At 68.6% G+C, this 16002-nt stretch carries 15 protein-coding genes and 1 tRNA gene; 5 read left to right on the top strand and 11 right to left on the bottom strand.

Annotation, left to right across the window (positions count from 1 at the left end; translation table 11 throughout):
- Positions 1-191: 191 nt before the first annotated feature.
- On the top strand, positions 192-968 hold the full coding sequence (locus KCH48_RS22105) for a hypothetical protein (protein WP_210576568.1): 777 nt from the start codon (positions 192-194) through the stop codon (positions 966-968).
- Positions 969-1055: 87 nt separating this feature from the next.
- Here the strand turns inward: KCH48_RS22105 and KCH48_RS42325 are convergent, their stop codons facing one another.
- On the bottom strand, positions 1056-1367 hold the full coding sequence (locus KCH48_RS42325) for a hypothetical protein (RefSeq protein ID WP_307840913.1): 312 nt from the start codon (positions 1365-1367) through the stop codon (positions 1056-1058).
- A 102-nt stretch (positions 1368-1469) separates the two neighbouring features.
- Between KCH48_RS42325 and KCH48_RS22110 the strand changes: the two genes are divergently transcribed.
- Complete coding sequence (locus KCH48_RS22110) at positions 1470-1700, top strand: DUF4287 domain-containing protein (RefSeq protein WP_210576407.1); 231 nt, start codon at positions 1470-1472, stop codon at positions 1698-1700.
- A gap of 84 nt (positions 1701-1784) precedes the next feature.
- Here KCH48_RS22110 and KCH48_RS22115 read toward each other — a convergent pair whose 3' ends face one another.
- The 3 genes from KCH48_RS22115 to KCH48_RS22125 form a co-directional block, all read right to left on the bottom strand.
- Positions 1785-2696 (bottom strand): Bax inhibitor-1/YccA family protein, encoded by a 912-nt coding sequence (locus KCH48_RS22115; protein ID WP_210576408.1) that lies wholly within the window; start codon positions 2694-2696, stop codon positions 1785-1787.
- A gap of 199 nt (positions 2697-2895) precedes the next feature.
- Positions 2896-4071: a 4-hydroxybenzoate 3-monooxygenase gene (locus KCH48_RS22120; RefSeq protein ID WP_210576409.1), complete on the bottom strand. Its 1176-nt coding sequence runs from the start codon at positions 4069-4071 to the stop codon at positions 2896-2898.
- A 132-nt stretch (positions 4072-4203) separates the two neighbouring features.
- Positions 4204-4286 (bottom strand) — tRNA-Leu (locus KCH48_RS22125).
- Between the two features lie 378 nt (positions 4287-4664).
- On the opposite strand from KCH48_RS22125, the gene KCH48_RS22130 reads away from it, so the two are divergent.
- Both KCH48_RS22130 and KCH48_RS22135 read left to right on the top strand, forming a co-directional pair.
- The gene (locus KCH48_RS22130; RefSeq protein ID WP_210576410.1) at positions 4665-5435 is read left to right on the top strand and encodes an ABC transporter ATP-binding protein; all 771 of its coding nucleotides are present in this window, start codon (positions 4665-4667) and stop codon (positions 5433-5435) included.
- On the top strand, positions 5435-7969 hold the full coding sequence (locus tag KCH48_RS22135) for an ABC transporter permease (RefSeq protein WP_210576411.1): 2535 nt from the start codon (positions 5435-5437) through the stop codon (positions 7967-7969). Before KCH48_RS22130 ends, KCH48_RS22135 begins: the two co-directional genes overlap by 1 nt.
- Before the next feature lie 73 nt (positions 7970-8042).
- Here KCH48_RS22135 and KCH48_RS22140 read toward each other — a convergent pair whose 3' ends face one another.
- Both KCH48_RS22140 and KCH48_RS22145 read right to left on the bottom strand, forming a co-directional pair.
- On the bottom strand, positions 8043-9332 hold the full coding sequence (locus tag KCH48_RS22140) for a cyclopropane-fatty-acyl-phospholipid synthase family protein (RefSeq protein ID WP_210576412.1): 1290 nt from the start codon (positions 9330-9332) through the stop codon (positions 8043-8045).
- Between the two features lie 209 nt (positions 9333-9541).
- A complete protein-coding gene (locus KCH48_RS22145; protein ID WP_210576413.1) occupies positions 9542-10915 on the bottom strand; it encodes an NAD(P)/FAD-dependent oxidoreductase in 1374 nt (457 codons plus the stop codon).
- 522 nt (positions 10916-11437) lie between these two features.
- On the opposite strand from KCH48_RS22145, the gene KCH48_RS22150 reads away from it, so the two are divergent.
- Positions 11438-11650, top strand: coding sequence for a hypothetical protein (locus KCH48_RS22150; RefSeq protein ID WP_210576414.1), 213 nt, complete (start codon positions 11438-11440; stop codon positions 11648-11650).
- A 74-nt stretch (positions 11651-11724) separates the two neighbouring features.
- On the opposite strand, the gene KCH48_RS22155 is transcribed toward KCH48_RS22150, so the two are convergent.
- The 5 genes from KCH48_RS22155 to KCH48_RS22175 all read right to left on the bottom strand — a co-directional run bounded on the left by KCH48_RS22155 (position 11725) and on the right by KCH48_RS22175 (position 16000).
- A complete protein-coding gene (locus KCH48_RS22155; RefSeq protein WP_210576415.1) occupies positions 11725-12684 on the bottom strand; it encodes a Ppx/GppA phosphatase family protein in 960 nt (319 codons plus the stop codon).
- Positions 12681-13211, bottom strand: a complete 531-nt coding sequence (locus KCH48_RS22160) for a DUF501 domain-containing protein (protein ID WP_210576416.1) — start codon at positions 13209-13211, stop codon at positions 12681-12683. Before KCH48_RS22160 ends, KCH48_RS22155 begins: the two co-directional genes overlap by 4 nt.
- 26 nt (positions 13212-13237) lie before the next feature.
- A complete protein-coding gene (locus tag KCH48_RS22165; RefSeq protein WP_210576417.1) occupies positions 13238-13714 on the bottom strand; it encodes a septum formation initiator family protein in 477 nt (158 codons plus the stop codon).
- A 92-nt stretch (positions 13715-13806) separates the two neighbouring features.
- Positions 13807-15093, bottom strand: a complete 1287-nt coding sequence (gene eno, locus KCH48_RS22170; protein ID WP_210576418.1) for a phosphopyruvate hydratase — start codon at positions 15091-15093, stop codon at positions 13807-13809.
- A gap of 211 nt (positions 15094-15304) precedes the next feature.
- Positions 15305-16000 (bottom strand): transglycosylase family protein, encoded by a 696-nt coding sequence (locus KCH48_RS22175; protein WP_210576419.1) that lies wholly within the window; start codon positions 15998-16000, stop codon positions 15305-15307.
- Positions 16001-16002: the final 2 nt, after the last annotated feature.

The following is a 16002-nucleotide window of genomic DNA, read 5'->3' on the forward strand; positions in this document are numbered from 1 at the left end:
TCCCCCAGGATGTGACCTATCTCCCTCGTGAGAGGGATTTACGCAGCTCAGAGCCGTTTCACGACCAAACACCAGGCCCAAAGACCTGTCCCATTCGTGACGTTACGCACTGACAGCGGGATAGTCCTCCCTTCAAGCTGATGTAGGAAGTCGGGGGTCGACTTTGAACCGGGAGTACGTCAGTGAGCGCCATGCCGATCGCCTTGCTGCTCACCACGGCCGCCACAGGCGCCGTGGGCGTCGCCGTCCTGCGCACCCTCGTGGTGCTGCGCCGGCAGGTCGCGGCCCTGCACACCGAGCTGGCCGAGAGCCGCACCACCGCACGCCCGCGCGTGCCCGCCGCACGCCCCTCCGCCGACGTCGATGAGATACGCGCCGCCGTGGCCGAGGCCCTCGCCGAGGAGCGCGAGCGCGAGCTGGCCGAGGCGCGCGCCTTCTGGGCCGCCCAGGAGGCCCGTGACACCGACGCGCCGACCCTGCTGGGTCTCACCGACAGCGAGCTGTTCCTGCCCCGCCAGAGCGACTTCGCGGGCCTGGAACCGCTCGAGCCGGTCAGCGAGCCGGGCACGGACACCGACGAGTACGCCTCAGACTCCCCCGAGTTGGCCGCGGCCCGCCGCCGCCACCCCTCCCACCCGGACTTCGTCCCCGTCCAGTCACCGGTCGTGGGCGACCACGAGCGCACCGTAGCCACCCTCGAAGAACTCGCCGCCGACCGCGTAGAACTCACCGACGTCCGCCCCGGCCCCCTCGGCACCCTCGACGTCTACGTCTTCGCCGACGGCACCACCCTCTGCATGACCCCCGGCCACCGAGAAACCGCAGAACGCCTCGCAACAGCCCTCACCCAGGGCAAAACCCCCACCCTCCTGGGCGGCTCAGGCATCTCAGGTGCGTACACGCTGACGTTCGAGTGCGGCGAAGAGACGGTCTACATCTTGGCGGACAGGGTCATAGCGTCGCTCTAGCCTTCAGACGCCGGGGAACTGCATGTCCCTAAGGGGCGCGGGGAACTGCGCGACAAGCCACAACGCACCCGCAGACGCCAACGCGCCCTAGACCCCCGCCCTCTTCTGCGCATCAACCACCATCTGCACAGCCTCCTCGACTTCCCCCTCGCTCTGAAGTACGAGAGCCAAGTCATGCACAGCAACGGTGATTTGATCAGCAGCAGCGAACATCCCCGCATCCGGCATCTCCCGAGGCTCGACCTCAGGCGCCTCCACCAGCTGGGCCCGCCGGGCCAACTCCCTGGCCAACCCCAAAGCCTCAGCGGCAGCGCCCCGCTGCAAGCGGCTTTGCGGAGCCGCCCGCAACCGATCGGCAAAGTGATCCACAGCTCGAGTCAACGGCGTCGTATCAACCACGCACCGAGCCTACGCAGTCCCCCCGCACTGTTGCCAACACGCGAACGCTCAGGCACGGTGACCTGAAGGACCGGCTTACATCCCATGCGTCCGGAGGCGCCGATGTCCCACGTCCTCTCTGAGGAGACCCACCGCAACATGCTCGCCCGTATCCCCCACTGCACCGGTCGTGAAGTCTCCGACTGGCTCCGCACCGTCGACGAAGGCCCCGCCCTCTTCCGCTTCGAGGAGAAGGTCAGCTGGCTCCGGCACGAACACAACCTCGCGTACGGCCACGCGAAGGCGATCATTCACGAGTACGACCTGAGGAGGGCCGCGCGCAAGTTCTTCTAGGCGCGCACAAACGGAGAAGGGCCCCGAGCGAACCCGGGGCCCTTCCGCACGACCGACTCAGATCAGACGCAGCTCATCGCTGCCTCAGTCGGAACTGTTGAGGATCGCGATGATCCGCAGGAACTCCATGTAGATCCAGACCAGCGTCAGCGTGAGGCCGAAGGCCGCCAGCCACGCCTCCTCACGCGGCGCGCCGTACGCGATGCCGTCCTCGACCTGCTTGAAGTCCAGGGCGAGGAAGCACGCGCCGAGCAGGATGCCGACGACACCGAAGATGATGCCGAGCGGGCCGCTGCGGAATCCGAGGCCGTCGCCGCCGCCGAAGACGGCGAACAGCATGTTGACGACCATCAGCAGGATGAAGCCGAGCGCGGCCGCCATCACGAAGCCGTAGAACCGGCGGTTGACGCGGATCCAGCCCGCCTTGTACGCCACCAGCACACCGGCGAAGACCGCCATCGTGCCGAGCACGGCCTGCATGGCCGCCCCGTCGGCGATGCGGTTGTCGACGATGTTGGACAGGACGCCGAGGAAGACACCCTCGAACGCCGCGTACGCCAGGATCAGCGCAGGCGAGGCCTTGCGCTTGAAGGACTGGACCAGGGCCAGGACCATGCCGATCAGCGCGGCACCGATGCCGATGCCGTACGACCGGCTGATGTTCGCGTCGTCGACCGGCAGCAGCGCCCAGGCGAGCGCGGCCGTGACGATCAGAACGCCGAGCGTGGTACCGGTGCGCATGATGACGTCGTCGATCGTCATGCGGCCGGTGGTGACCGGGGCCTGCGGCGGAGCGCCCTGCTGCAGGTCCTGCTGGGCGTACGGGTTCTGCGCGTAGGGGTTCTGCGCGTACGGGTTGCCGGCCTGCGGCTGCGCGTACGGGCTGCCCTGCGTGCCCACAGCTGCGCCCCCGGCCTGCGGCGCGGTGTTGAAGCCCGCGTGGCCGTTGTCGCGGCTGAACCCCCGTCGCGAGAAGACCGGGTTGCTGCTCCTCATTTCACTCCTCCATGGCCACCCTGTGTGGCTGCCTTGGCTCAAGAGTAATAGGTAGGCAAAGGATTGACCCTAGTGCTTGGGGAGGATCTTTCCCTCGTCGTGCTGCGCAACACGCTACGCGGGCGCTTGATTCCCGGCACGGGAGGGCCGCACTCATGACCAACCTGCGACATTGACCTCCCCACCCCTCCCCCGCACTTCACTCGAACGGAAAGCCCGTGTACCCCTCGGCGAGGTCCGTCTCGGCCGCCCGGGACGCCGCGATCCGCTCCAGCCGGGCCAGCTGGAGCCGGTCCTCGAAGGCGGAGGCGTCGGGGGTGCGGTGCAGCAGGGTCGTCATGTCGTAGGAGAACCGCTCGGCCTGCCACACCCGCCGCAGACAGGTCTCCGAATAGGCGTCGAGCCGCTCCGCCGAACCGGTCTCCCTCTCGTACGACAGTGCCCGCGCGAAGGTGACGACGTCCCCGACAGCCAGGTTCAGCCCCTTCGCCCCGGTGGGCGGCACGATGTGCGCGGCGTCCCCGGCGAGGAAGAGCCGCCCGTGCCGCATGGGTTCATGGACGTACGACCGCATGGGCGTGACCGACTTCTGGGTGATCGGCCCGCGCTCCAGCCGCCAGTCGTCGGCGGTCTCGAAGCGCCGCTCCAGTTCGTCCCAGATCGCCTCGTCGGACCACTCCTGCGCGTCGGTGCCTTCCGGCACCTGGAGGTAGAGCCGGGACACGGACGGGGAGCGCATGGACAGGAGGGCGAAGCCGCGGTCGTGGCGGGCGTAGACCAGCTCGTCGTGGGAGGGCGGTACGTCGGCGAGGATGCCGAGCCAGCCGAACGGGTACGTCCGTTCGAACGTGCGGGTGAGTTCGGCGGGGATCGCCTGCCGGGCCACTCCCCAGAAGCCGTCGCAGCCGACGACGTACTCACACTCCAGGACGTCCTCACGCCCCTCGTGCCGGAAGCGCACCCGCGGGCTGCCGGTCTCCGCGCCCTCGACGGCCAGCGCCTCGGCGTCGAACAGCAGCGGGCCGCCCTCCTTGAGCTGGAGGGCGATGAGGTCCTTGCAGACCTCGGTCTGCGCGTACACCATCACGGACCGGCCGCCGGTCAGCTCCGGGAAGTCGACGCGGTGGCGCCTGCGGTCGAAGCGCAGCTCGATACCGTCGTGCCGCAGCCCCTCCCGGTCCATCCGCTCCCCGGCCCCGGCCGCGCGCAGCACGTCCACCGTGCCCTGCTCCAGGATCCCGGCGCGCTGCCGCTGCTCCACGTAGGCACGGTCGCGGCTCTCCAGGACGACCGAGTCGATCCCGGCGTTGTGGAGCAGCCGGGCGAGGAGGAGCCCGGCGGGGCCGGCTCCGATGATGCCGACGGTCGTGCGCATCGATCGCTCCGTTCACATGGTGAGTGTTCGCGTAGTGAATTTTTATTCACCATTTTCTGAACGCGAGTCTCCGACGGCGCAGGCACGAAGTCAAGAAGCGGCCGCGAAGGCGGCCGCGCGGAGGTCGGAAGGTGCCCGGAACCGGACTTGAACCGGTACGCCCGCGAGGGGCAGCGAGGTTTAAGCTCGCCGTGTCTGCATTCCACCATCCGGGCAGGCCATGGGCTCCGCATCGAGGTTCCGAGCCTATCGGGGCGCATCCCTCGAACAGCGGACGGGCGAACCGATGTTGTCTTATTTTATTGACGCCTGAGGGTGCATCAGCACTTGGAACGGGCCATCCGCACTTGCCACCAGCCTTTCGTGCGGCACCGGGCGGCGTATACGGAATGACGGAATTTCACCGTCCGAACGAGGGGGCTCCACCTGTTCTTGACAGGTCGAGCGTCATCCCCAGGTATGACACAACTGCCCGCGGTCCGACCGAAGTCGCCCCCCGGAACCAGAACAGCGGGTGACTACAAGGCGAGGGACGGCCGGGACGATGGATGACGTCCCCAGAACATCACCGTCGTCCTCAGGAGTGCCTACTCGTGACCACCGCATCCATCGCCGGCCGCGCCACCGCCGTGGCCGCGCGCGCCACGGATCTGTCGAAGATCTACGGACAGGGCGAGACCCAGGTGGTCGCCCTCGACCGGGTCTCCATCGAGTTCCGCCAGGCCGAGCTCACCGCGATCATGGGCCCGTCCGGGTCCGGCAAGTCCACGCTGATGCACTGCGTGGCGGGCCTGGACACCTTCTCCTCCGGTTCCGTGCGCATCGGTGAGACCGAGCTGGGCTCCCTGAAGGACAAGCAGCTGACGAAGCTGCGCCGGGACAAGATCGGCTTCATCTTCCAGGCGTTCAACCTGCTGCCGACGCTGACGGCGCTGGAGAACATCACGCTGCCCATGGACATCGCCGGCCGCAAGCCGGACAAGCAGTGGCTGAACAACGTGATCGAGATGGTGGGTCTGCGGGACCGGCTGAGCCACCGCCCCACCCAGCTCTCCGGCGGCCAGCAGCAGCGCGTCGCGGTCGCCCGCGCGCTCGCCTCCCGGCCCGAGATCATCTTCGGCGACGAGCCGACCGGGAACCTCGACTCGCGCTCCGGCGCCGAGGTGCTGGGCTTTCTGCGCAACTCCGTACGGGAGTTGGGGCAGACGGTCGTGATGGTCACGCACGACCCGGTGGCCGCCGCGTACGCGGACCGCGTGGTCTTCCTCGCCGACGGCCGGATCGTCGACGAGATGTACCGGCCGACCGCGGACAGCGTGCTCGACTTCATGAAGCAGTTCGACGCGAAGGGCCGCACCAGCTGATGTTCCGCACCGCCCTGCGCAACGTACTCGCGCACAAGGCCCGGCTGTTGATGACCGTGCTCGCCGTCATGCTCGGCGTCGCGTTCGTCTCCGGCACCCTGGTCTTCGCCGACACCCTCTCCAACGCCTTCCGCAACCAGTCGGCGAAGAGCTACGACGACGTCGCCGTCTCCATCACCTCGTACGCCAACTCGGACGACCCCAAGGAAGAGCCCGGCCTCTCCCGGAAGACCCTCGACAAGATCTCCGCGGTGGACGGCGTCGCCACCGTGTCCGGCCGCGTCGACGGCTTCGCCGGGGTCGCCGACCCCGACGGGAAGCTGATCGGCGTCGGCTGGTCCAACAAGGGCTCCAACTTCGCCCCCGGCAAGGACGGCAAGGACCCCGCCTACACGTTCACCGACGGCTCCGGCCCGGTGAAGGACGGTCAGATCGCCCTGGACAAGGAGTCCGCGGCCAAGGGCGAGTACCAGGTCGGCGACCGGGTCCGGGTCGCCACCAACGGGCCGGTACAGGAGTTCACCCTCAGCGGTGTGTTCACCACCGAGGACGGGGCGGTGAACGCCGGCGGAAGCCTCGTCCTCTTCGACACCGCCGTCGCCCAGAAGCAGTACCTCAAGCCGGGCTACTTCGAGAGTGCCATCGTCACCGCCGCCCCCGGTGCGAACGATGCGAAGATCCTGACCGCGGTCAAGCCGCTGCTGTCCGACACGGCCGAGGCGCAGACCGGCCAGGCGCTCGCGGACCAGCAGGCCAAGGACATCGAGCAGGGACTGGGCTCGCTCAAGCAGATCCTGCTCGGCTTCGCGGGCATCGCGCTCTTCGTCGGGATCTTCCTGATCTCCAACACCTTCACGATGCTGGTCGCCCAGCGCACGAAGGAGATCGCCCTGATGCGCGCCGTCGGCGCGTCCCGCAAGCAGATCACCCGCTCGGTGCTCGCCGAGGCCGCGGTGGTGGGCCTGATCGCCTCGGTGATCGGCTTCGGCCTGGGCGTCGGTCTCGCGGTCGTTCTGCGGTCCGGAATGGCCGCGTTCGAGATGAAGACTCCGGACGGCCCGCTGATCCTGTCCGCCACGCCGGTGATCGCCGCGATCGGTGTCGGTGTGCTGATCACGATGTTCGCCGCCTGGCTGCCCGGCCGCCGGGCCGCGAAGATCCCGCCGGTGGCGGCCATGAGCAGCGTCCACGCGGTGGCGACCACCAAGTCGCTGGTGGTGCGCAACTCCATCGGTACGGCCATCACCGGCCTCGGCGCGGCCGCGATCGTGGCGGGTGCCTCGACCGGCGGCAGCGACGGCCGGATGTACATCGCGGTGGGCGCGTTCTTCGCGCTGGTCGGTGTGATCATCCTGATCCCGCTGCTGTCCCGGCCCGTGATCGCGCTCGTCCGTCCGCTGCTGGTCGGCCCGTTCGGGGTGGCCGGCAAGCTGGCCGGCCAGAACGCGGTCCGCAACCCGCGCCGCACCGGCGCCACCGCCTCCGCGCTGGCCATCGGACTGACGCTGGTGACCGGCCTGTCGGTGCTCGGTATCACGGTCGGCACGGCCATCGACAAGATGACCACGGACAACATCAAGGCCGACTACATGGTCTCGATGGCGAACGGCGGGGACCTCGACCAGTCCGCGCTGACGGCGCTGGAGAAGGCCAAGGGCGTCACCGCGGTCTCGCCGCAGCAGGATGTCGGCCTCGAGGTCGCCGGCGGGGACTGGGTGTCCACTTCGGCGGTGACACCGGGCGCCATCCAGCACGTCCTGAACGTCGACGTCGTCACCGGCGACATCGACTCGCTCGCCAAGGGCCAGATCGCGGTCGCGGAGAAGACGGCCAAGAGCAAGGGCTGGAGGACCGGCGACAAGGTCGACGTCACCTTCACCGACGAGTCGAAGGCCACGCTGACGGTGGGCGCCGTCTACAAGGACAGCGAGTTCCTCTCCCCCGTGCTCATCGACACCAAGGTCGTGAACCCGCACGAGGTGAGGCCGTACATCCCGCAGATCTTCGTGAAGGTCGACGGCGGCCAGACCGCTGCGAACGAGAAGGTCCTCATCGACGCGCTGGGCGACAACCCCGCGATCACGGTCATGGACAAGCAGGACATCCGCAACGAGTTCGGCGGCGCCATCAACACGATGCTGAACATCATGTACGGCCTGCTCGCGATGGCCCTGATCATCGCCGTGCTGGGCGTCGTCAACACCCTCGCGATGTCGGTCTTCGAACGGCAGCAGGAGATCGGCATGCTGCGGGCGATCGGTCTCGACCGGCGCCGGGTGAAGCGGATGGTCCGCCTTGAGGCCGTGGTCATCTCGGTGTTCGGCGCGGTGGTCGGCATCGGTCTCGGCTCGTTCCTCGGCTGGGCGATCGGCGAGACCATCAAGAGCGAGATCCCGGGCTACGCGCTGGTCCTGCCCTGGGACCGGATCGGGATCTTCCTGGTGCTGGCCGCACTGGTGGGCGTCCTGGCCGCGCTGTGGCCGGCCCGCAACGCCGCGAGGCTCAACATGCTCAACGCGATCAAGACGGAATAGCCGTACTCGGACTGTCAGAACACCCCCAGGCACATGGGCCCCGTTCCCGGGAGGGAGCGGGGCCCTTGGTGTTTCAGGCCCAGTTGCGGGAGCGCAACGGCATCCCCGAGTCACCCGACGTGGGTGTGCGGACGGCCAGCACCTGGTTGACGCCGATGCGGTTGTGCTCGAAGGCGAGCGCGCAGGCCGCCATGTAGAGAAGCCAGACGCGGGCGCGGCCGGGACTGGTGAGCCGTACGGCATGGGCCCAGTCGGCCTGCAGATTGGCGACCCAGCGGCGCAAGGTGAGCGCGTAGTGCTCGCGGATCGCCTCGACGTCCCGCACCTCGAACCGCGCACGCTCCAACTGGGTCACCGTGGCGCCGACGGGGGCGAGTTCGCCGTCGGGGAAGACGTAGGAGTCGATGAAATCGTCCACGCTGTACGTCGACTCGTCGCGCTGCGGGCGGCGGGCGATCTGGTGGTTGAGCAGCCGTCCGCCGGGCTTGAGCAAGGCGTACAGGGTACGGGCGTACTCCAGATAGCGGGCGGAGCCGACGTGTTCGGCCATGCCGATGGAGGAGATCGCGTCGTACGGCCCGTCGGCGACGTCCCGGTAGTCCTGCACCCGGATCTCCACCTTGTCCGTCAGCCCCTCACCCGCGACGCGCTTACGGGCGTACGCGGCCTGCTCGTGGGACAGGGTGATGCCGACGACGCTCACGCCGTGCTCGCGGGCGGCGTGGATGGCCATGGAGCCCCAGCCGCAGCCGACGTCGAGCAGCCGCTGACCGGGCGTCAGGGCGAGCTTGCGGCAGACGAGTTCGAGCTTGTCGCGCTGGGCGTCCTCCAGCGTCCCGGCGTCCTCCCAGTAGGCGCACGAGTAGACCATGGACGGGCCGAGGACGATCTCGTAGAAGTCGTTGCCGACGTCGTAGTGGTGGCTGATGGCGCGTCTGTCGCTGCGCTTGGTGTGGAGGTGGGCGCGCCCGCGGCGGACCTCCTCGCGGGGCGGGGCGGGCGGCAGCGCGGGCCCGCCGAGCTTCACCAGTCCGCGTACGGCGGCCCGCACCTCGGGGTCGCGCAGCGCCTGGACGAGGGTCCGGTCGTCCTCCCCGCGCTCCCAGATGAACCCGGACATCAGATCGAGGGCGGTGTAGAGGTCGCCGTCGATGTCCAGGTCACCGGCGACCCAGGCGCGGGCGAGGCCCAGTTCGCCCGGCTTCCACAGCAGCCGGCGCACGGCACGGCGATTGCGTACGACGAGGGTCGGCGCACCCGGCGGCCCCGCCTGCGAACCGTCCCAGGCGCGGATGCGCACCGGGAGCGGTACCCCCAGCAACTGTTCGACGAGGCTCTTCAGCCGCTGTGCGGCGTCTGGCATGGCGCACACCTCCGTGACGGGGATCCCGGAATGTCCCCACACCACGTAAACAAAAACAGGGGGACTGCGCAGTCCCCCAAGAGCGTTACAGCTCGGCAAAATACATGCAGCGACCACATACTCAGCCCGTCCGGCGTGTGAACGCCGAAGGGCCTCCCGCACCACGGATGGCGGGAGGCCCTTCGGTTTCGTTCAGCGACCGGAGCCGGTCAGGATGCCTTGGCCTTCTCCTGCTTGGGCGCCGCAGGCACCGGCTTCGCCGCCTCGTAGAACTCCTCGCGCGGGTGCTCCATCGCGCCGAGCGAGACGACCTCGCGCTTGAGGAACATGCCGAGGGTCCAGTCGGCGAAGACACGGACCTTGCGGTTCCAGGTCGGCATGGCCAGACCGTGGTAGCCGCGGTGCATGTACCAGGCGAGCCGGCCCTTGAGCTTGATCTTCATCTTGCCCATGACGATCATCGCGACGCCCTTGTGGAGGCCGAGGCCTGCCACCGCGCCCTTGTTGGCGTGGGCGTAATCCTTCTGCGGGAAGCCCCGCATACCGGAGATCACGTTGTCGCCGAGCACCCTGGCCTGGCGCAGCGCGTGCTGGGCGTTCGGCGGGCACCAGGCGTTGGGGTTGCCGGCCTTGCGGCCGACGAGGTCCGGGACCTGGGCGTTGTCGCCGGCGGCCCAGATGTAGTCGGTGCCCGCGACCTGGAGGGTCGGCTCGCAGTCGACGTGACCGCGGGGGCCGAGCGGCAGGCCGTAGCGGGACAGGACCGGGTTGGGCTTGACGCCGGCGGTCCACACGATGGTGCTGGAGTCGACCTCGAGGCCGTTCTTCAGCACCACATGGCCGTCGATGCAGGAGTCCATGGAGGTGGAGAGGTAGACCTCGACCCCGCGGGCCTCCAGGTGCTCCTTGCCGTACTGGCCGAGCTTGGGGCCGACCTCGGGAAGGATCTTGTCGGCGGCGTCGACGAGGATGAACCGCATGTCCTCGCGCGAGACGTTGGCGTAGTACTTGGCCGCGTCGCGGGCCATGTCCTCGACCTCGCCGATGGTCTCCGCGCCCGCGAAGCCACCGCCGATGAAGACGAAGGTGAGCGCCTTGCGGCGGATCTCCTCGTCGGTGGTGGAGGCGGCCTTGTCGAGCTGCTCCAGCACGTGGTTGCGCAGGCCGATGGCCTCCTCGATGCCCTTCATACCGATGCCCTGCTCGGCGAGGCCGGGGATCGGGAAGGTGCGGGAGACCGCGCCGAGCGCGACGACCAGGTAGTCGAAGGGCAGCTCGTACGCCTCGCCGACCAGCGGGGCGACGGTGGCGACCTTGCGGTCCTGGTCGATGGTGGTGACCCGGCCGGTGAGGACCTCCGCCTTGGGCAGCACGCGTCGCAGCGGGACGACGACGTGGCGAGGGGAGATGTTGCCGGCGGCGGTTTCGGGGAGGAAGGGCTGGTAGGTCATGTACGACCGGGGGTCGACGACCGTGACGGTCGCCTCGCCGTAGCGCATCTTCTTCTGAATGCGCCGAGCTGCGTACAGGCCTACGTACCCACCGCCTACTACGAGGATCCTGGGACGCTCCGTGGTGCTCATGCCATCGAGTATCCACCTGCCCCAGGGGGGTGGCTCGTGCGCCCCTTCACAAGCTCCTTCAGGGGGTGTGTTATTCTGCGCGGCCCGCGTGACACAGGTCATGCCGGCCAGGGGGAACCACCGTACCGGTCGACCCGTTGTCAATGCCGCGTGAGCTGCCTCTCTGTTCCGCCGGGCCCTGCGTGAGCCCCTCGAAACACCCTCCGCGACACCCTCGCGCAACGTCTCCGTCACGCACTCCTGAACACGTCCGCAGGCCCTTCCACCCCCCGGAAGGACCAACCGGAGTCGGTTCGTCGCTCAACAGGGCAGAATTCCTTGTGAAGAACTTCACGAACTTTTTCGGCGGGGTGTCGCGGAGTGGCGCGTCATGCCCCCTCGGATGCGCTCATACGTTATCCGGCCTGCTCAGCCGTTGGCTACCGATGAGTAATGAACGAGAGCTAGGCCACCGGTGCGTGTCGTTCACCCGTCAGCCACGCTCCGCGCGATATTGGACAGAAGTGTGCATAGCGTGCCCGCATGAGCACTTCACTGCTGGCCACGAAGGCCATCTCGCGAATAGGCGCTGTCAGCGCGGTCCTGGGTATCGCTCTCGCGATGGGCGCGGTGACGACCGCGTCCGCCGCCGCGACACCCGCCACTCACGCCGCCGTAAAGGCCACTCCGGCCAAGGGTGGCGGCCATGGCGACGATGGGGGGTGCAGCGGCCTCATCGTCCTGCTCTGCAACTGACGGAAACTGACGGACTGCCCGCACGGGCTGCGGCGAAGGCCCCGGTTCCTCTCTATGAGGAGCCGGGGTCTTCTCTATGAGGAGCCAGGGCCTTCTGCCACCTTGAACGCGATGCCGTCAAGGATGTCGTGCTCGCTCACGACGACCTCCTCGGCGCCGATCCGCTCCATGATCGAGAGCAGTACGAGAGCGCCCGCACCGATCACGTCCACGCGCCCCGGATGCATCGAGGGGATGGCCGCGCGCTCGGCGTGGGTGGAGTGCAGCAGCCGTTCGGTGATCTCCCGGACCCTGTCGTGCGAGACCCGGGAGTGGTGGATGGCAAAGGGGTCGTACTCGGGCAGGTCCTGCGCGATGGCGGAGACCGTGGTGACCGATCCAGCCAGTCCGACCAGCGTGCGCGCCTCGCGCAGCGGAACCGTCTCCTCGGCGAGGTCGAGGGCGGCGTCGATGTCGGCGCGCATGGCGGCGATCTGCTGCTCGCTGGGCGGGTCGGACACGACACCGTCGCGTACGAGGTGCCGCTCCGTCATCCGCACACAGCCGACGTCCACGGAGCGCGCGGCACGCACATGCTCCTCCCCCACCACGAACTCGGTGGAGCCGCCCCCGATGTCCACCACGAGGTACGGCTTGTCGAGGTGATCGCTCCCCGCCAGCTCCTTCGTCGCCCCCGTGAACGAGAACTCCGCCTCCAGGTCACCGGAGATCACCTCGGGCTCCACACCGAGAATGTCCAGCACCCCCCGCACGAACTCGTCCCGGTTCTCGGCGTCCCGGGAAGCCGAGGTGGCCACGAACCGCAGCCGCTCCGCCCCGTGCTCCTTGATGATCGCCGCGTACTCCCGGCACGCCGCGAACGTCCGCTCCAACGCCTCGGGCGCAAGCCGCCCGGTCCGGTCCACCCCCTGCCCGAGCCGCACGATCGTCATACGCCGGTCCAGATCGACGAGTTGACCGCTCTGAGGGTCCACGTCGGCCACGAGAAGCCGGATGGAGTTGGTGCCGCAGTCGATGGCGGCGACGCGGGTCACTGCTCGTCCTCCTTCGGCGCCGTCACACACGCTCCCTTGCGCCACCACTCCGGCAGCATCGCGAGCGCCTCGTCGCCGAGCGGATTGACACCGGGTCCCGCGGCCAGCGAGTGCGCGACCAGCACATGCAGACACTTCACCCGGTCCGGCATCCCGCCCGCGCTCGGAAAGCCCGTCAGCTCATCGATCTCGTCCCGGCGCCGGATGTAGTCCTCGTGCGCGGAGCGGTACGCGGCGGCCAGCTCCGGCTCGGTCTCCAGACGCGCCGTCATCTCCTTCATGACGCCGTTCGCCTCGAGCGTGCCGATCGCCGACGCGGCTTTGGGACACGTCAGGTAGTACAACGTCGGGAAGGGCGTCCCGTCGGGCAGTCGCGGCGCCGTCTCCACGACGTCCGGCTGCCCGCACGGGCACCGGTGCGCGATGGCACGCAGCCCGCGCGGCGGACGCCCGAGCTGCTGCTTGAAGGCCTCGACATCCGCGTCGGTGGGCTCGGTGCGCTCAGTGGAGGGCGGGGGCGTTTCCATGCTCGTACGACATTCTCTCTGTCAGTTCACTGGGCGGAGGCGTCGGACTTGTCGACCCCGTCCCAGACGTTCAGGTACCAGGGGCGGTCCGCCGCCCCGGTGTCGGCGCGCGACTGCTTCGCCGCGTGCGGGTCGACCACGATGAACCCGGTCTCCCCCGGCATCACATAGTGCAGCCGCTGCCGGATCTGCTGCTGGGCGTACGCGTCGTCCTGCCAGCGCGCCTTGAGGTCCCGCAGCTGCTCGACCCGCTGCTGGGCCTGCTGCTTCTGCCGCTGCAGGTCGGCGATCTCGGCGCGCTGGGAGACGTACTGCCTTATCGGATAGGCGAGGGCCACGACCAGCGAGCACAGGACGAGTGCCAGCAGCGCCGCGCGGCCGGTCAGCCGGGAGCGGCGGGCCTGGCGTTTGGTCTGGGACCGGTAGACACGGGCCGCCGTCTGCTCGCCGAGCAGCCGGATCCTGGTCGCGGTGGAGAATCGGTCCCGGTCCTTGACCGCCATGACCCGCCTCCCCTTCATACGTGCGTACGTCCCCGCACACGGTACGGGACCGAGTACGGGGACGTACGTACGACGCTGCTCTAAGGCCTGTGTCAGTCCTTGAAGCGCGGGAAGGCGCTACGACCGGCGTACACCGCCGCGTCGTCGAGGATCTCCTCGATGCGCAGCAGCTGGTTGTACTTGGCGACGCGGTCCGAGCGGGCCGGGGCGCCGGTCTTGATCTGACCGCAGTTCACGGCGACGGCGAGGTCGGCGATGGTGACGTCCTCGGTCTCGCCGGAGCGGTGGGACATCATGCACTTGAAGCCGTTGCGCTGGGCCATCTCGACGGCGTCCAGGGTCTCGGTCAGCGAGCCGATCTGGTTGACCTTGACCAGCAGGGCGTTGGCGGAGCCCTCCTCGATGCCGCGGGCCAGGCGCTCCGGGTTGGTGACGAAGAGATCGTCGCCGACGATCTGGACCTTGTCGCCCAGCTTCTCGGTGATGACGTTCCAGCCGGCCCAGTCGTCCTCGTACAGCGGGTCCTCGATGGACACGAGCGGGTACGCGGAGACGAGCTCCTCGTAGTACTCGGTCATCTCGGCGGCCGAGCGGGACTTGCCCTCGAACTCGTAGACGCCGTCCTTGTAGAACTCGGACGCGGCGACGTCGAGCGCGAGCGCGATCTGCTCGCCGGGGACGTAACCGGCCTGCTTGACGGCCTCGATGATGAGGTCGAGCGCGGCGCGGTTGGACTCCAGGTTCGGGGCGAAGCCGCCCTCGTCGCCGAGGCCGGTGGACAGGCCCTTGGTCTTCAGCACCTTCTTGAGCGTGTGGTAGACCTCGGCGCCCCAGCGCAGGGCCTCGGAGAAGGTCTCCGCGCCGATCGGGGCGATCATGAACTCCTGGATGTCCACGTTGGAGTCGGCGTGCGAGCCGCCGTTCAGGATGTTCATCATCGGCACCGGCAGCAGGTGCGCGTTCGGGCCGCCCAGGTAGCGGAAGAGCGGGAGGTCGCTGGCCTCGGAGGCGGCGTGGGCGACGGCGAGCGAGACACCGAGGATGGCGTTGGCGCCGAGCGAGCCCTTGTTGTCGGTGGCGTCCAGGTCGAACATCGCCTGGTCGATCAGGCGCTGCTCGGTGGCGTCGTACCCGACCAGCTCCGGGCCGATCTGCTCGATGACGGCGAGGACGGCCTTCTCGACACCCTTGCCCATGTAGCGGTTGGGGTCGCCGTCACGCAGCTCGATGGCCTCGAAGGCGCCGGTGGACGCACCGGACGGAACGGCGGCACGACCCGTGCTGCCGTCGTCGAGGCCGACCTCGACCTCGACCGTGGGGTTGCCTCGGGAGTCCAGGATTTCCCGGGCTACGACGACGTCGATGGACGGCACGAGCATCTCCTTCGTGGATGTGACGCGGATTGGCAGGACCGCAGCGGCTCTGCGGGATGAGCCTAACCGGCTCCGGGCGATCGGCCACCGGGTCACCCACCCGATGGGCAGAACCGAGAGCAAATTGTTTCTGAACGGAACAAAGAGTGGGGCAGAAAAAAGCCCCGCCCCGGTGCGTACGGGGGATGACGCACCGGGGCGGGGAGCTAAGGCCGGATCACTTGAGGTGCAGCTGCTGACCCGGGTAGATGAGGTCGGCGTCCGAGACGATGTCCTTGTTCAGCTGGAACACCTTCGCCCAGCCGCCCTTGACGTCGTGCTCCTCGGCGATGGTACTGAGGGTGTCGCCCTTGACGACCTTGTACTCGCCGTCACCCTTCTTGACCTTCTTGCCGGTCGGGGTCGTGACGGTCTTCTTGGTGCTCTGCTCGGGCGCGGGGCGCTCGGCGGAGCGGGAGGCCGACTGCTCCTCGCTGGAGCGCGTGGTGCTCTCGCTGCTCTGGTTCGACGAGGAACCGCTCGACGAGGAGCCGTTGTACGAGGCGCTCGACAGGCCGGTGCCGCAGTTCGGCCAGGCACCCTTGCCCTGGCCCGCGAGGACCTTCTCGGCTATCTCGATCTGCTGGCCCTTGGAGGCCTGGTTCGCGGTGGAGGCGTACTGCGTGCCGCCGTACGCGGCCCAGGTGGAGGCGGAGAACTGCAGACCGCCGTAGTAGCCGTTGCCGGTGTTGATGGACCAGTTGCCGCCGGACTCGCACTGGGCGACGGCGTCCCACTCGGAGGCGGTGGCGGCGGAGGCGTTGCCGGCCGCCATCAGCGGGGCGGCGACGGCGGCACCGGTGACACCGGCGATGGCGATGGCGCGAGTGGCCTTGGACGGACGGCGGTGCTTGCCCTTGCCGGAAAACAGCATGG

Origin of the sequence: Streptomyces sp. GESEQ-4, assembly GCF_017948455.1 — a bacterium.
GTDB lineage: Bacteria > Actinomycetota > Actinomycetes > Streptomycetales > Streptomycetaceae > Streptomyces.

Excerpts from the sequence above, each read along its gene's own strand:
- eno (WP_210576418.1), bottom strand. The coding sequence starts at position 15,093 with ATGCTCGTGCCGTCCATCGACGTCGTCGTAGCCCGGGAAATCCTGGAC.
- KCH48_RS22175 (WP_210576419.1), bottom strand. The coding sequence starts at position 16,000 with ATGCTGTTTTCCGGCAAGGGCAAGCACCGCCGTCCGTCCAAGGCCACT.
- KCH48_RS22120 (WP_210576409.1), bottom strand. The coding sequence starts at position 4,071 with ATGCGCACGACCGTCGGCATCATCGGAGCCGGCCCCGCCGGGCTCCTC.
- KCH48_RS22150 (WP_210576414.1), top strand. The coding sequence starts at position 11,438 with ATGAGCACTTCACTGCTGGCCACGAAGGCCATCTCGCGAATAGGCGCT.
- KCH48_RS22160 (WP_210576416.1), bottom strand. The coding sequence starts at position 13,211 with ATGGAAACGCCCCCGCCCTCCACTGAGCGCACCGAGCCCACCGACGCG.
- KCH48_RS22105 (WP_210576568.1), top strand. The coding sequence starts at position 192 with ATGCCGATCGCCTTGCTGCTCACCACGGCCGCCACAGGCGCCGTGGGC.
- KCH48_RS22165 (WP_210576417.1), bottom strand. The coding sequence starts at position 13,714 with ATGGCGGTCAAGGACCGGGACCGATTCTCCACCGCGACCAGGATCCGG.
- KCH48_RS22140 (WP_210576412.1), bottom strand. The coding sequence starts at position 9,332 with ATGCCAGACGCCGCACAGCGGCTGAAGAGCCTCGTCGAACAGTTGCTG.
- KCH48_RS22115 (WP_210576408.1), bottom strand. The coding sequence starts at position 2,696 with ATGAGGAGCAGCAACCCGGTCTTCTCGCGACGGGGGTTCAGCCGCGAC.
- KCH48_RS22145 (WP_210576413.1), bottom strand. The coding sequence starts at position 10,915 with ATGAGCACCACGGAGCGTCCCAGGATCCTCGTAGTAGGCGGTGGGTAC.
- KCH48_RS22135 (WP_210576411.1), top strand. The coding sequence starts at position 5,435 with ATGTTCCGCACCGCCCTGCGCAACGTACTCGCGCACAAGGCCCGGCTG.
- KCH48_RS22110 (WP_210576407.1), top strand. The coding sequence starts at position 1,470 with ATGTCCCACGTCCTCTCTGAGGAGACCCACCGCAACATGCTCGCCCGT.